Raw genomic sequence first — 14278 nt, forward strand, 5'->3', positions numbered from 1 at the left:
GGGGATGGACACCAGTCGCCTGCTGCGCACCACCGGGACCGTGATCGCCGCCGCGGGACTACTGCTCTCCGGGTGCACCTCGGGCGGTTCGGGGACACCCCCCGCCGCCGCGTCGTCCGGCGGGGCTTCCGAGGCGCCGTCGGCCTCGCCGGACGTCGTCCCGGCCGCGCTGCGCCCGTACTACGACCAGAAGCTGAGCTGGCGCGAGTGCGGTGTCCCCGGCTTCGACTGCAGCACCATGAAGGTCCCGCTGGACTACGAGAACCCCGGGGCCGGCGACATCGACATCGCGGTGGCCCGCCGCAAGGCCACCGACCCAGCCAAGCGGCTCGGCTCGCTCGTGGTGAATCCGGGCGGCCCGGGCGGCTCCGGCATCGGCTACCTCCAGGCGTACGCGGGCATCGGATACCCGGCCCCGGTCCGCGCCGCGTACGACATGGTCTCCTTCGACCCCCGCGGCGTGGACCGCAGCAGCCCCGTGGAATGCCTGACCGGCCCGGCCATGGACAAGTACACGCAGGTGGACCAGACGCCGGACACCCCGGCGGAGCAGGCCCTGCTGGTGGCCGCCTTCAAGGAGTTCGCGGCCGCCTGCCAGGCACACTCGAAGCGGGTCCTGCCGCACGTTTCCACAGTCGACGCCGCCCGCGACATGGACGTACTGCGTGCGGCGCTGGGCGACGAGAAGCTGTCGTACGTCGGAGCCTCGTACGGCACCTTCCTGGGGGCGACGTACGCCGACCTCTTCCCGGGCCGGACCGGCCGGCTGGTCCTGGACGGGGCGATGGACCCCTCCCGGCCCGCCGTCGACCTGAACCGGGATCAGACGGAGGGCTTCGAGACGGCCTTCCGGGCCTTTGCCGCGGACTGCGCGAAGCAGGCGGACTGCCCGCTCGGCCAGGGCAGCCCGGAGCAGGTCGCGGAGCGCCTGAAGGAGTTCTTCCGCAAGGTCGACGCACAGCCGGTCCCCACGGCCGACCGCTCCCGTACCGCGCTCGGGGAGGCGCTGGCGACGACCGGGGTGATCGCCGCGCTGTACGACGAGAACGCCTGGCCGCAGCTGCGCGAGGCGCTCGGCGCCGCGATCAACAACGACGACGGCAACGGGCTGCTGGCCCTCGCCGACAGCTACTACGAGCGCGAGCCGGACGGCAAGTACGCCAACCTCATGTCGGCGAACGCCGCCGTCAACTGCCTCGACCAGCCCCCGGCCTTCGACGGCCCCGCGGCGGTGGACAAGGCGCTGCCCTCCTTCGAGAAGGCCTCCCCGGTCTTCGGCGCGGGCCTGGCCTGGGCCTCGCTGAACTGCGCGTACTGGCCGACGAAGGCCACCGGCAAGGCCCAGGCTCTGCAGGCGAAGGGCGCCCCGCCGATCGTGGTGGTCGGCACCACCCGCGACCCGGCGACCCCGTACAAGTGGGCCCAGGCCCTGGCCGGCCAGCTCGACTCGGGCGTCCTGCTGACCTACGACGGAGACGGCCACACGGCGTACGGCCGGGGCAGCGACTGCATCGACTCGGCGATCAACCGCTACCTCCTGGAAGGCACCGCTCCGACGGACGCAAAGAAGTGCTGACCACGGCCGACGGCCCCTGTCCGGGGCACCCCGTTTAACCCTGTAGACTTGGCGCCGCTGCTGATGAGAGCCTCCCACCAGGGAAATTCTTGTCTTCCCAGCGGTGCCGCCTTAGCTCAGCTGGCCAGAGCAACGCACTCGTAATGCGTAGGTCTCGGGTTCGAATCCCGAAGGCGGCTCGGATTAGCCCCAGGACTCACTCGCCGTGACCTGGGGCTTTTTCATGCCCTTTACGTTCAGTCGGGGATTCGTCCCCGCGCTGGAAGCTCCCTGATCGCCCCCGGTGGACGCTCGGTGGACATTCGTGCAACGAACGTGCACGGCGGTGGACGGCACGCCGGAGGACCGGTAGAGACTCACGGCGGCGGTTCTGTGGGAACCAGACAAGGTGTCAGTCCGCCTCGACCGCGCTGGTGGATGATGATCCATACAGATGATCAGGCTGGAGCGGACGAGGGTAGTGGGAAGCATGCGGCAGACCGGGTTGTACTACCCGTACGTGCACGTTCAGGACGACATCTGGATGAAGACGGCGGCCTTGTACTGGTCGCAGTTGGCCCGCGTGGTTCCCCGGGACTACCCCGTCCGGGATTCCGAGACGGGCAAGGCCCTGGCCGACGGACTCGACTTCTTCGTCCCGGTGGAGCCCGGTGCCGCCCCCGCAGCCGTTGAAGCACCCTTCCTTGAGGTCATCAGGGAACACCCCGGGACGCTGCGCCGGTACTACGAGATCCGCGAATGGCAGATCCGCGAGAGCACCGTCGTATCCCCGTCATTGCGACGTACCAACCTATACGTCCCGAACGGCTACAGGAGTAATCACTCCGACGGCCGTCCTGGGGGGTACATCGCGCATTTGTACTGGCAGGAGGTCTCGCCAGCCTTGCGCGAGGCGTTGATCGCCGAAGGGTTGGCAGTCAACGCGGACCGCCCAGGGTCCGAAGGACGGGAACCGTACGGCACGTGGATATCCATGGACCCGATGCTGGCCTGGGTCTACAAGTGCGCGCTGACCGACGAGCTGGCGCGGCGCAACCGCCTGGTGCCGACGACGGACCAGATGGCGGCGCACCGGGCGAGCCAGGAGTGGGACACCGAACGGGTCAGAGCCGTTCTGCTGCGAGGCCGGCAACCGCGTGCGGACCAGTCAGTGTCCGCAGTTCTGGGAGAGTTGGCCATCCAGATGGTCCTCCCAGCCGACCTGGCGAACGTGCCCGTCGACAAGGTGATCGAACTCCGGCGGAAACACGAGGCCGAGTTCGACACCTTCATGGACGAAGTCGACAGCGTCGCAAGTGAGATGCAGGAACAGCTCCTGGAGATCGAGGATCGCGAGGTCCTCGCCGCCCACCTGCGGCAGTTGCACCGGTCCCGCTTCGAGCGCCCGCTCAATGACCTCAAGGCGGCGATGAAAAGCCTCAAGATCGACGCGGCTACAGGTGTGCTCAACGTCCAGACGGAAGCGCCTGCGGTTCTCGGAGCCGTGGGTGGCTACGCGGCAGGAGGGCTGCCCTACGCCTCGGCTCTTGGCCTCGCCTTCGGCCTGGTGGGGTACCGGCGGCAGATCAGCAAGCAGCGCGACGAAGCCCTCAGCAACTCCCCGGTATCCTTCCTCCTTCAGGTGGAGGACGGTCTACGGCCTGCGAGTGTGATGCGCCGCCTCACCCATCGCGCCCCACGTGTGCTCGGCACCTGACGACGGCTTGGCGCCGCTGAGGTTCCCCCGCTGTGCGGGAGTGGTTGACTAGCTGGTCAGGGCGGGTTGGCGGGGTTTCAGGTTCACTGGTTCGGTGGCTGCCTGGTTGGCGTAGTGCTTCTCTTCGAACTCGATGGGGCTGAGGTAGCCGAGCCGTTTCTGGATGCGGCGCGGATTGTAGAAGCCTTCGATGTACTCGAAGAGCGCGAGGTTCGCCTCGGCCCGGGTGGTGAAGACGCGGCCGCGGACGCACTCGGTCTTGATCAGCATCCACAGGTTCTCGGCGAGGGCGTTGTCATACGAGTCCCCGACCGATCCCATAGACGCTTGGATTCCCGCTCTGACCAGGCGCGTTGTGAGCTTGATGGCCGTGTACTGGCAGCCGTGGTCGGCATGATGGATGAGTTTGCCGGGCTCGACTTCGCGGCTGGCGAGGGCGTACTCCAGCGAGGACAGGACCAGGTCGGCGTCCGCGCGGGCGGAGGTCTCCCAGGCCACCACGCGCCGTGAGAAGGCGTCACGGATCGCGGACAGCCACAACGGCCCCTCATCCGTTGCGATCATCGTCAGGTCGGTGACCCACAGCCGGTTCGGGCCCTCGGCGGTGAAGTCACGGTTGACGAGGTCCGGGGCGAGGGTGGCCGCGGGGTCGCGGCGGGTGAAGCCCTTGCCGCGTGGGCGGGGGCTGATGCCGTGCAGGCCGGCCTCGCGCATCAGCCGCTCGACCCGCTTGCGGCCGACCGCCTCGCCCTCACGTTTGAGGACGGCGTGAACGCGCGGGGATCCGTAGATCCCGCCGGACTCCGTATGGATCTCCTTGATCCGCCCGGTCAGCCCGGCATCGCGGCGTCGCCGCTCGCAGGGCTCCCGCTCGGCCAGGCGCCATCGGTAGTAGGTGGAGGAGGCGATGGACAGTTCCCGAAGGACGGGCTCGACCCCCAGATGCGGATGCTCGTCGAGCAGTCCTGTCACCTGGGCCGGGTCGGGTCGAGCTGTGCCGCGAAAAAAGCCGAGGCCGTCCGCAGGACCTCGTTCGCCCGCTTGAGCTGCACGTTCTCCTTGCGCAGGACGGCCAGCTCCTCGCGCTCAGCCGTGGTCAGCACATCACCGCGCTCGCCGGCGTCGGCCTCGGCCTGCCGGATCCAGTTCCGCAGGGCCTCGTGGTGCACACCGAGATCCTCGGCCATACGGCGGATCACGGGCTTCGGCTCGGCAGTCCGGTACATCCGCACCGCACGCTCACGCAACTCCAGCGGGTACTTCCAAGACCACGGAGTTAGAGCCGATCCGCGGCTGTCAACCGGATCAGGGTATTTCGAGGAAGCGCAGGTCAGGGCAACGGGGCTCCTGGTAGAGCAGGGAAGCCGACCAAGGTCTTCCCACTCGAAGGAGCCCCGTTGCCCGTTGAGTGTTCCACCGTCACGCTCACGTCGTCCATTACCGTCGCCGATGGCATCTTCGCTCCGGGGCATCTCGGTGAGTTGACCCGGCAGTTGCCCTTCGAACTCATCGATGACGTGCTGAAACGCGTCGGTGGCGCCCAGCAGAGGCTGCGGCTGCTGCCCTCGAGGGTGGGCGTGTACTTCGTGCTGGCACTGGTCCTCTTCCCGACGCTGGGGTATGTGCGCGTGTGGGACAAGCTCACCGCCGGGCTGCGCGGGCTTCTTCTCCAGAGCCCCTCGGAGAAGGCACTGCGAGAGGTCCGTCGGCGGCTGGGGGTCGCGCCGCTTCGGTTGCTGTTCGAAACGCTGGCCGGCCCCGTGGCACAGCCGAACACGCCCGGGGTGCGATATCGATGCTGGCGCACGGTCGCCTTCGACGGGTGCAGTTCCACCAAGGCCCCTGACCGGCCGCGTGTCATCGCGTGGCTGGGCAAGCACAAGCACCGCTACGGCACGGACGGATACCCGATGCTGAAGATCATGGTGCTGTGTGAGACCGGGACCCGGGCCCTGCTCGGCGCGGTCTTCGGACCGACGCCTGAGAAGGAGACCGGATACGCCGAGCAACTGCTGCCACTGCTGGACGACGGCATGCTGCTGCTCAACGACCGGGGCTTCGACTCCGATGACTTCCTCGCGAAGGCCGCGGCCACCGGCGCGCAGCTGTTGGTACGGCTCAAAGGAACCCGGACACCCGCCCGCTGGGCACTACTGCCGGACGGGTCGTTCCTGACCAGGATCAACGGGACCCAGCTGAGGATCATCGACGCGCACATCACGGTGACCACTGCCAAAGGGCTGCGGCTGGAAGGCCATTACCGGCTGGCCACCACGCTGACCGATCACCGCCGCTACCCCGCTGCCGAGCTCGTGGAGCTCTATCACGAGCGCTGGGAGATCGAATCGGCGTTCTACTCGCTCCGTCACACCTTGCAGCGCGGCCTGGTCCTGCGCTCCCAGAACGCGGCCGGTATCCAGCAGGAGCTATGGGCTCACCTGACCGTCTACCAGGCACTGCGCCGGGCGATGGTCGAGGCCGTCGAAACCGTCCCCGGCGCCGACCCGGACCGCGCTTCCTTCACCGTCGCCCTGGAGACTGCGAAAGACCAGGTCATCGCCGCCGCCGATGTCCTGCCCGAGACCGGACCGGGCCAGATCGCATCGGCAGTGCTGCACAATCTGCTCCCGCCCCGCCGGGCGCGTGTCAACCCCCGCCGCGTCAAGTGCCCGATCTCCCGCTACGCCGCCCCGCCTGACCAGGCGCAAGTCCTGGGCGCCTCCAGGATCACCAGCGTCGACATCACCGTGCACTCGGCCGCCGGACTGGGCGCCGACGGACGTCGCGACCGCACGCTGCAACTCCTGCGCACTGACCCGTTCCGCCCCTGGCGCGCATGCGCAATCGCCAGAGGTATCGGACTGGAGGACGCCCGCGGCCTACGCGCTGAACTGGGACGCTGGGTCCGTGAAGGCATCCTCCGCCGCACCGGACGCGGAATCTACGCCCTCGAACATGAGTGGATCACGCCCGACCTCCACCGGTCTTCGGATTCAGGCCGGTTGACAGCCGCGGATCGGCTCTAACTCCGTGGTCTTGGGGTACTTCCTCGGGGCAGCCATCGTCTGGGTTCCTCTCATGAGACCCATCTGACCCCCTGTCACCCATCCCCGCATCTCGGGGGAACCTCACGCCGCGACGTGTCGACCACATGCCGGAGCCCCGGTCAGATTCCAGCTGACCGGGGCTCCTCCTCTTTTGTGTACTCAGGCAGTCCGCTCCGCCGCCGCCGCCTCGGTCGACTTGCGGGGCGGGGTCAGCCTCGGAAGCCGACGGGGTGCCGGGGCGTCTGCGTCGGCGACGACCGACAGATTCGGGCGGGCTCGGGGCACGAGCTGCACGACCTTCTCGGCCGCGTCACGGGCGAGATCGTCCAGGACCGCCTGGTAGATATCGCGAGTGACCCGGGTATCCGAGTGCCCCAGAGTCTCGGAGACGACCTTGATGTCGACTCCGGCCGCGAGCATGAGCGTGGCGGCGACGTGGCGAAGGTCGTGCAGCCGGATAGGCGGCAGTCCGGCGGCCTCCACCAGGCGCTCGAAAAGGTCGGACACCTTGCCCGGATGGAGAATCGAGCCGTCCTCTTGGGTGAAGATCCGGCCGGTATCGACCCAGCCATCGCCCCAGTCGATCCGCTCCTGCTGCTGACGGGCCTTCTGGACGTCGAAGAGCTGGTCCGTCTCGTCATCGAGGGCGATCAGACGGACGCCGGAGTCTGTCTTGGGGGCGCCCTCGTGGATCTCCCAGCCGTCCTGCACCAGCTGGGTGGCGATGGCGACGGACTTCGTGGCGGCTGAGCGGTCCTCCCACCGAACACCGCAGGACTCACCGCGCCTGGTGCCACGGAAAGCGATCATCCGCCAGAACACGTACAGGCGATCCTCGGCGACGAAGTCGAGGAACTGCCCGGTCTGCTCAGGTGTCCAGACCATGACTGGCGAAGGCTTCTCGCCAGTCTCCTTCCACCGGGCGATCCGCTCGTCGGACCAGACGAGGGCCTTCGGCTTGGTGCCCGGCAGCAGCTCGACGTGAGCTGCTGGGTTGAAGGCCGGCATCACCTGCTGGGCGATGGCGACGTTGAGCGCCGCGCGGAGGGTGTCGCGGATGTGCGGCTGAGTGTTGAGTCCGGTGATCCGCCGGAACGGTGGCATGGTTTCGAGCTGAGCCTGCATCCACTTACGCCGAGCCCGGTTCTCGGAGCCCTTCCACGGTGTCGCGTTCAGTTCGTCGCGCACCGCGCGCCGCTGGGCGTTTTGTTCCTGGACCTCGATGTTGCGCTCGTTGATCGCGTCGAACATCGCGTTGATGTGGTGGACTCGCAGCTTGTCCAGGCGTAGATGGCCCAGATGGGGCTTGAGATGGACGCGGATATCGCACTCGTAGCGCTTGACCCCGCCGCGCCGCAGCCGTTTGCGCCCGGCGAGCCAGGTATCGAGCCACTCGCCGACGGTCATTTTGATGTTGAGAGACTGCCCAGTCTTTATTCGCCGACGGATGTCGTCGTAGTCCGGCAGTGGCTCCTTCTCCTTGAGGCAGCTCTCGACGAGATCGCTGATCTGGAGCTTGCCCCAGGCGTCGTCCTCGTCCGGTATCGCCAGCAGGGCGCGAACCTTGTCCAGCTCCTCCTGGGCCTTCGTCGAGGTCTCGAAGCCCCCGCGACGGAACCGGCGCCGACGGCCCTCCTGATCCGGCTCCAGTTCCTGAAACACCGACCAGACGCCGTGCCGCCGGGAGGACTTGAGTTTGGGGCAGGAGGCTCCGTAATCCTTGCTGGTGGACGGGTCGGTGCATCGGCACCGGCGGGAGACTGTTCCGTTCTTCACTCTCTGTCCTCGGGGTGGGGCTCGGCTGCGGGCTGGTCGACGAAGGCAAGCTCGTCGGGAAGGGCCGGGGGTACGAGGTCTCGCCGGCACATCCGGGCACGGAAGGCGCGCAGTTCTTGGCAGTCCTCGAAGGCGTGCTCCTCGTAGCCCTCGGCGCGCTGCAGGAGAGAGGCTCTGCGAACCCGGTCAAGGGTGGTGCTCGCCGCGCGCCTCCGCTCCTTGGCCAGGTTGGTCGAGGCCATCGCGGCGGCCACGAGGTCGCCGTGGCTGCGGAAGACGTCGAGTACGTCCCGGGCGGTGTCCTCGGGGGCGGGCTGGTTCATGGGCGTCTCGCCGGTGAACCACGCGAGCGCGTCCCAGGTGGAGATGGTGTTGCCGGGAAGCACCTCCACCGTGGCGGCAGAGCCGAGCGGGAAGAGAAGGGACACCGGAGGAACGCCGAGGACATCGGAGAGGACGACGAAGTCGGCGATCGTCATGCTCGCCTTGCGCCCGGATTCCAGATTCTTCACGGATTGTTCGGTGATCTCCGTCAACCCGCGGTCGGCGCAGCCTTGGGCTACGTCCCCCATGGTGAGGCCGGCGGCCCGACGTGCCTTGCGCATCTCCAGGGCGACCCGGGCCGTGAACGCTGCTGGCCACTGCTCAAGGTTCATGGCTGCACTTTAGTGTGCAAATAGGTGCGGCTGCAACTTGGTGATACATCTAAGGCCGCAGTGCAGCACCTGAGATCGCCAGGAGGGCATCATGAAGGCACCAGTTCGTGCGCGTACCGTGCGAGGGTTGACGAGTGACGAGCTGCTCGCTCTCCCGGTGGTAGTCGACCTCGACACCGCCAACAGGGCGCTGATGATCGGCCGCTCCAGGGGTTACGGCCTTGCCAAACAGGGGGGGTATCCGGTCAAGGTTCTGAGGCTCGGTAACGCCTACCGTGTAGTCACTTCCGAGCTGCTCAAGCTGCTCGGGCTGGAGCGCGAGCGGCCAGGGGACGGTCAGCCTGGGAGCGGACCCGGTGAACACCACAGCCTGTGTGCGTAGAGGAGTACCTGGCCCTCGGTGCGACACCAGTAGAACGACGGCGGGACCGCGGGGTAAGTGTGTGCGCCCTCGTCGAGATCCTCTCCCAACGGCTTCGAGGCAGCGGTCGCGAAGCCGAAGGCGTCCACCGGCCGCGTGTGGAGGATGGTCCCCGCGTGACCATCCGCGACAGGCTGCACGGTGCCGTCATCGCGGAGTGGTCAGTTCGCGATGCCGAGGACATCACCCGCTGCCGTGCGGAAGCTCTTCACTGCTTGGTAAAGGAGGTGCTTTCGCTCGGTGGCCAGAGCGCCGTCCGTTGCCTGGCCGGAAGGGTCGCCTGCGTGCGCTTCCCGCACCATCCGCCGCATGACCTCGGAGAGGTTGCTGGATGCGTGGGCCACCTGCTCGGCTGCTTCCACCACGGAGGAGGGTCCTTCAAGAACGACGATTTCGACGGCACGGTGGACCTCCCGCGCCAGCGTGACGAAGCGTTGAACCTTCTCGTCGACATCCTGCAGGTCAGGAGTGTCCGGCTGGAGTGCATCCAAGACCGCGTCCATGGCGATGTCGCGGTCGTGAAGAGCGCCGAGGTACTTCGCGTAGGCGTCCCTGCGGTGCTGCCTGCGCCACTGGCCGAACTGCGAGCGTGCCGCCGCACGCCCATGACCTCTGCGGCCTCTAATCGATGACCCCTAGGGTGGTCCGTGCCTCAAGGATGAAGGCACCCAAAGCTTCCTCGTGTCGGCGGTTCAGGCGTCCGCGATGAGAAGCCAGCGAGGGCATCAAGCAGTCGATGACCAACTCAGCGCGGTCAGCCGAATCGAGTTCAGATATTTCGCAAAGAATCGCTGTCACTTCTCGGTGCTGGGGCGTCAGGTAGCCATCATCTGCCGCTTGACAGGAGGCGCGAAGGGCGGCCAGCGCAGCATTTGCCCGGGAGACGTTGGCGTTCGTCAGATTCTCGATCTGATTCAGCTTGCTCTGCGCCCGAGCAGCGGCTGAGCGCCTGTCGGCTGCCTCTGCAATGTCCTGTGCAGTTTCCACCACGCGAGCACCGGCAGATACAAGGTTGGCCGGGGCCACGATTTCAACGATGGCCTGGGCGTAAATGAAGTCGTCGTGAGCCTGGTCGACTCCGCCGGCGTCTGAATGGGCGTACAGCCTGTTCACGGCCCGGGTATACGCACGGACGGTGCGTAGCAGCCCAGTCACCGCAGCGGATCGCTGGTCGCGCAGGACCGTGAAGTGGGCGGCTTCAGCCGTGCGGTCGGCCTGCTCGCGCACTGCGCCGAGCGTAGCAGCAGCGGCTGTCTCGGCAGCCTCCATGGCTGCCTTAGCCTGTGCGAGACCAGCGCTGGCTTGAATCTTCGACGCCAACCAAGTGCCCCCGAAAGCAGCCAGCAACGTCAGGAGAAGGGTAAATAGCGCTTGATGGGCCTTTAGGAAATCGATCACTCCCTGATCCTGCCGCCTGCTAGGGCTCGGCGTACGGCAAATCTTGTGTCAGCTCGTGGTCAGCCGGCCCGGGGACGCGCCGCGGCTACGCATCCTGTCGGGCACCGGGTTTTGGCCACGGCGACTCGTGGTTGGCAGCGGACCGGGAGCGGACCGCCGCCAACCCTGCATCTTGTGGGGCTCAGATGCCAGTCAGCCGGCCAAGCCCGGGGGTGGGACACGGTAGCGGCCGCCAGGCTAGGGCGACTCCTCGATCATCTGCAGCTGCCTCCGGTGAACTGCCTGCTTCTCTAGATCTCGCTGTCGGATAGTGAGCTCTCGAAGACACACTTCCATCGCATCGTGACGAAGCGCCTGGTTATCTACTTGCCACCGGTTCGGCTCGTATCGCTTTCGGCGATTAGGGACGAGGAACCCTGCATGAGGGAGGTGTATCAAACCGAAGCTGTGCAGGCGCTGGCATCCATCCTCCCAAGCATCGCGTTTGATCCCGAACTTGTTGACCCTGGCGCGCCCGTATAGGTACACGCCGCGGTATGCATGGGTATTGGCTGCCCACTGGCTGAGGTATTGCAGAATGAGCCAGGTAGCGATCTCGGAGGGGTTTAGGACCTGGATCCAGCCATTCAGGAAGAATTCAGAGGGCACCGCAAACGTAGCCTCGGCAGGCTGGCCAGTTGTGGGCACGCTGTAGACATCTGGTGTCTGATGCACCCCCCGGCCGGACTCTTTCATGAGAGCGAACTCTTGGAACAGACGCCGTCCGCTTCGGTCTCTCGGCACTGTCACAAGTGCCTCTGACGGTCCTAGGCCCTCAAGGGTGGTCAGCGCAGACTTGATTTGCCTCAAGCGGAGGTCGCTGCCATCCCTGATCTGCTTGGTCTCCGGCATGTACGAGCGGGACTGCCCGTCGTAGGCGCCATCGATGGCGACGAAGTCCGACCAGCAGCCACGCTGCCCCGAGAGCGGACGCCGATTCGTCCATGAGGACCCGGGGACTAGGCGGCAATGCGCATCGAAGATCGCCAGTAAGTAGAATCGCAGCGCGACGCCTCGGGGCAGGACCAACCGGGACAGCAGTGATCGTCCCTCGACAGAGCCTTCCACGAAGGGTCTGGTTCGCAGTGCGATCGAGTCGGGTCCGTGGTGCATGGTGTGCTGGAACTTGAGGCCGGCGCTCGCCGCCGTGACTGCTCCGCAGCGGTCCATCTCCCTTAACCGCCGGAGCCTGCGCATATTCGATTCGCGGGCGTCCGCCACGCTCCCCCTCCTAATTCAAACGTTTTGCTCCGCACGGTGGGTGCGTCGCTGTCAGAGACAACGTTTTGATCCTGACGCTTTGATCCGCAAATAAGGGCAGGTGTTGCGTGAGAGAAAGGTGCTGCGGATCAAAGCGTTTTCCCGACCCCCGGGAGCCCCGGTTCGCTGGCTCCAAGATTGAGATTGCAACCCCCTCAAGGGGGAGTAGCGGCACCGCCGTTCGTGTCCAAAAGCGAACGGCCCCGGGGTCCATCCGGAGCCGCTCAACGTGCAGAGCCTTCAACAAGGAGCCCTACATGCCCAACCGTACAACTCAGGATGAGCGCCCCGAGCGGCTGTCTCACCGCTGGGCACTCATCCTGACCGCTGCCGGCCTGGTAGGCGCGGTCGTCCTCAGCATCGGCGGCCCCCTGGCGGCACTCGGCGCCGCTGGCGCCTCCGTACTCGGGCTGGACCAGGTACTGAGGTAGTCAGGGGACGAACGTTCCCGCAGGCCCTTCGACATAGCGGCAGCCCGGCAGAAACATCACACCCCCGTACGCCTCGGCGTACGGGGGTTTCTCGCGACGGGGCACGTCGTTCAACCCGGTACGGGCACGTGTGCCCGGATACGGGAGATGTGCGGGTGTACGGGGAGCTGTGGGCATGGGCGGCGGAGCAGCCGGCGCGGGCGGCGGTCGCCGCCGCGCTGGTCGGCCTGTCGGCGGTCGGCGCGCTGGCCCAACAGCGGCAGAAGGACCGGGCACAGCCGGGCGCCCGGCCCGCCTCGGCGACACCGAGCCGGCCCGGAGACGCGCTGCTGCTGCGCTTCCTGTCCGGCCGGGACCTGCGCCCCGGTGAACCGTCGTCGTCGGCCAGCTGGTGGCGCGCGGGGGTCGAGGTGGACCGGGAGCGCACGGCCGCCGACCTCGCCGCCGACCCCGGGGAGTTCGACAAGCCGGCCGAGCCGGGGACGCTGCGCGCGGTGGCGGCCGGGGCGGTGCGATGGTCCTGCTGGCCGGGCGTTGCCCGCACCACGGTCCGCCTCGCCGTGCCCGTCGTCGCCCTGGCCGTCGGGCGCGACTGGTGGCCGGTGGCGGCCGCCGTGACAGGACCGGCGGTGCTCGGGTGGTGGCGACCGCGGCCGGCCTCGGCGGACCTGGTGCACGGCCCCGGCATGTGGGCGGCCCTGCGGCCCGTCCTCGGGGTCGAGGAGACGGAGCAGCGCGCGAAATGGCTGCACCTGCCCGAGGACGTCACCGTGCCCGGGGTGCGGGTCGTGCTCCGCCTGCCTGCGGGGGTGGGTCGGTGGGGAGGTCGGGACGCGGGCGGTGGACGCGATCGTGACCGGCCGGCTCCCGGGGGAGTGGACCGCGCAATGGCGCCGTACGGTCGCGACGCCTACCTCGGCGACGACGAGGCGTTGCAGCAGTCAAGGACCCAGGTGGTCGCCGGAAACGGCTATCACCTCTACCTGCACAGCCTTCAACCCGACATCGAAGTACAGGTCACCATCAGGGTCTGGGACACCCCCCAGAAGCCCCCGGTAGACGCTGAGGGCACGGTCCCTGTCTCCCTGGAATCAGAGACGGGCCAACTCGTCGTCAACCAGCTCACCTTCGGGCCGGCGGGCATGATGGACCTGCCCCGACCCGGGGTCTACGACGGGCACGCGGCATGGAGCGGACGCGACGCCACGGCCGCCTATTACGACACGTGCCTCCAGCGCGCTGTCGATGAGCAATGGGGCGCGGAACAGATCGGAGCAGCCTGGAAACAGTGCTCCACGGCTGAGCAGTACACCCTCGACCTCTGGTTCGTAAGGGAATCCGAACCCGAGGACGAGGACGACGAATAGCCTTGGGGACTGCTCCCCCAAACGCCAGATGGGGCCCGTTACTTCCGTCCAACCGCGCGGGAGCCATTGGCCTCTTGTTGTGTGGGGGATTAGCTTGCCAAGGGCCACTGACAACGTGGCCGGTCTGGAGCTATGTGACCTGGTGGCCGCCGGTTCCGTGGGAGGCGTCGAGTACGCCGAACAGCCAGCCGAGGGTAATCAGGTGCGGGTCGTGCTCGGCGCCCCAGCGCGCCCGCAGCGCTCGGATCCGCTTCTTCATCGCGTCGTGGGAGAGGCCGCAGTGCTCTGCGATCTCGGCGTACGTGCCGTCCAGAGCGAGCGACCAGAGGATCTTGGTCTCGATGTCGTCGATACCGCCGGGCGGTGGTGTTGTCGGCTCCGGCATGGGCAGCTGCTCGGTGACGTAGCACGCGTGGACCAGGGCATGACGGTGGCGTACTCCGGCCCGCCGGTTCCCGTGCGACATCTGGATCGCGACAGTGCCCTCGGACAGGCCCAGTTCGGCTGCCGCCTTGGCGGTGCTCATGCCCTGGGCAAGGGTTCCGGCGATCTTCACCTGTGCCGGGGTCGGATGTGAGGCGGTCGTGGCGGGCCGTGCGGGCATGAGCGGG

14 protein-coding genes and 1 tRNA gene are annotated in these 14278 nt (G+C 67.3%); 7 read left to right on the forward strand and 8 right to left on the reverse strand.

Annotated features, from left to right (window positions below; translation table 11 throughout):
- Positions 1-4 precede the first annotated feature (4 nt).
- From OTB20_RS12150 to OTB20_RS12160, 3 genes are all read left to right on the forward strand, one after another.
- Positions 5-1576 carry an alpha/beta hydrolase gene (locus OTB20_RS12150; protein WP_267817218.1) on the forward strand — a complete coding sequence of 524 codons (1572 nt, stop codon included), beginning with the start codon at positions 5-7 and terminating at the stop codon, positions 1574-1576.
- A gap of 105 nt (positions 1577-1681) precedes the next feature.
- A tRNA-Thr gene (locus OTB20_RS12155) sits at positions 1682-1755 on the forward strand.
- Between the two features lie 290 nt (positions 1756-2045).
- Positions 2046-3272, forward strand: a complete 1227-nt coding sequence (locus tag OTB20_RS12160; RefSeq protein ID WP_267751860.1) for a DUF6236 family protein — start codon at positions 2046-2048, stop codon at positions 3270-3272.
- A 48-nt stretch (positions 3273-3320) separates the two neighbouring features.
- Here OTB20_RS12160 and OTB20_RS12165 read toward each other — a convergent pair whose 3' ends face one another.
- Together OTB20_RS12165 and OTB20_RS12170 are read right to left on the reverse strand one after the other, a co-directional pair.
- Complete coding sequence (locus OTB20_RS12165) at positions 3321-4244, reverse strand: IS3 family transposase (RefSeq protein WP_267751861.1); 924 nt, start codon at positions 4242-4244, stop codon at positions 3321-3323.
- A complete protein-coding gene (locus tag OTB20_RS12170) occupies positions 4241-4744 on the reverse strand; it encodes a transposase (RefSeq protein ID WP_267751862.1) in 504 nt (167 codons plus the stop codon). The genes OTB20_RS12165 and OTB20_RS12170 overlap by 4 nt, the downstream gene beginning before the upstream one ends.
- Between OTB20_RS12170 and OTB20_RS12175 the strand changes: the two genes are divergently transcribed.
- Positions 4670-6298 carry an IS4 family transposase gene (locus OTB20_RS12175; protein WP_267751863.1) on the forward strand — a complete coding sequence of 543 codons (1629 nt, stop codon included), beginning with the start codon at positions 4670-4672 and terminating at the stop codon, positions 6296-6298. The genes OTB20_RS12170 and OTB20_RS12175 overlap by 75 nt on opposite strands.
- A gap of 180 nt (positions 6299-6478) precedes the next feature.
- On the opposite strand, the gene OTB20_RS12180 is transcribed toward OTB20_RS12175, so the two are convergent.
- Both OTB20_RS12180 and OTB20_RS12185 read right to left on the reverse strand, forming a co-directional pair.
- On the reverse strand, positions 6479-8095 hold the full coding sequence (locus OTB20_RS12180) for a tyrosine-type recombinase/integrase (protein WP_267751864.1): 1617 nt from the start codon (positions 8093-8095) through the stop codon (positions 6479-6481).
- Positions 8092-8751 (reverse strand): helix-turn-helix domain-containing protein, encoded by a 660-nt coding sequence (locus OTB20_RS12185; RefSeq protein ID WP_267751865.1) that lies wholly within the window; start codon positions 8749-8751, stop codon positions 8092-8094. The genes OTB20_RS12180 and OTB20_RS12185 overlap by 4 nt, the downstream gene beginning before the upstream one ends.
- Before the next feature lie 91 nt (positions 8752-8842).
- Between OTB20_RS12185 and OTB20_RS12190 the strand changes: the two genes are divergently transcribed.
- Entirely contained in the window at positions 8843-9133 is a 291-nt protein-coding gene (locus OTB20_RS12190; protein ID WP_267751866.1) for a hypothetical protein, read from the forward strand.
- A 200-nt stretch (positions 9134-9333) separates the two neighbouring features.
- On the opposite strand, the gene OTB20_RS12195 is transcribed toward OTB20_RS12190, so the two are convergent.
- The 3 genes from OTB20_RS12195 to OTB20_RS12205 form a co-directional block, all read right to left on the reverse strand.
- The gene (locus OTB20_RS12195; protein WP_267751867.1) at positions 9334-9663 is read right to left on the reverse strand and encodes a hypothetical protein; all 330 of its coding nucleotides are present in this window, start codon (positions 9661-9663) and stop codon (positions 9334-9336) included.
- A 130-nt stretch (positions 9664-9793) separates the two neighbouring features.
- On the reverse strand, positions 9794-10570 hold the full coding sequence (locus tag OTB20_RS12200) for a hypothetical protein (protein WP_267751868.1): 777 nt from the start codon (positions 10568-10570) through the stop codon (positions 9794-9796).
- Between the two features lie 237 nt (positions 10571-10807).
- Positions 10808-11830 (reverse strand): hypothetical protein, encoded by a 1023-nt coding sequence (locus OTB20_RS12205; RefSeq protein WP_267751869.1) that lies wholly within the window; start codon positions 11828-11830, stop codon positions 10808-10810.
- A gap of 296 nt (positions 11831-12126) precedes the next feature.
- Between OTB20_RS12205 and OTB20_RS12210 the strand changes: the two genes are divergently transcribed.
- Positions 12127-12300, forward strand: coding sequence for a hypothetical protein (locus OTB20_RS12210; protein ID WP_267751870.1), 174 nt, complete (start codon positions 12127-12129; stop codon positions 12298-12300).
- A 155-nt stretch (positions 12301-12455) separates the two neighbouring features.
- A complete protein-coding gene (locus OTB20_RS12215) occupies positions 12456-13667 on the forward strand; it encodes a hypothetical protein (RefSeq protein WP_267751871.1) in 1212 nt (403 codons plus the stop codon).
- A 130-nt stretch (positions 13668-13797) separates the two neighbouring features.
- Here OTB20_RS12215 and OTB20_RS12220 read toward each other — a convergent pair whose 3' ends face one another.
- Positions 13798-14271: a LuxR C-terminal-related transcriptional regulator gene (locus OTB20_RS12220; protein ID WP_267751872.1), complete on the reverse strand. Its 474-nt coding sequence runs from the start codon at positions 14269-14271 to the stop codon at positions 13798-13800.
- Positions 14272-14278 lie beyond the last annotated feature (7 nt).

The organism is Streptomyces sp. H27-H1, assembly GCF_026627445.1.
GTDB lineage: Bacteria > Actinomycetota > Actinomycetes > Streptomycetales > Streptomycetaceae > Streptomyces.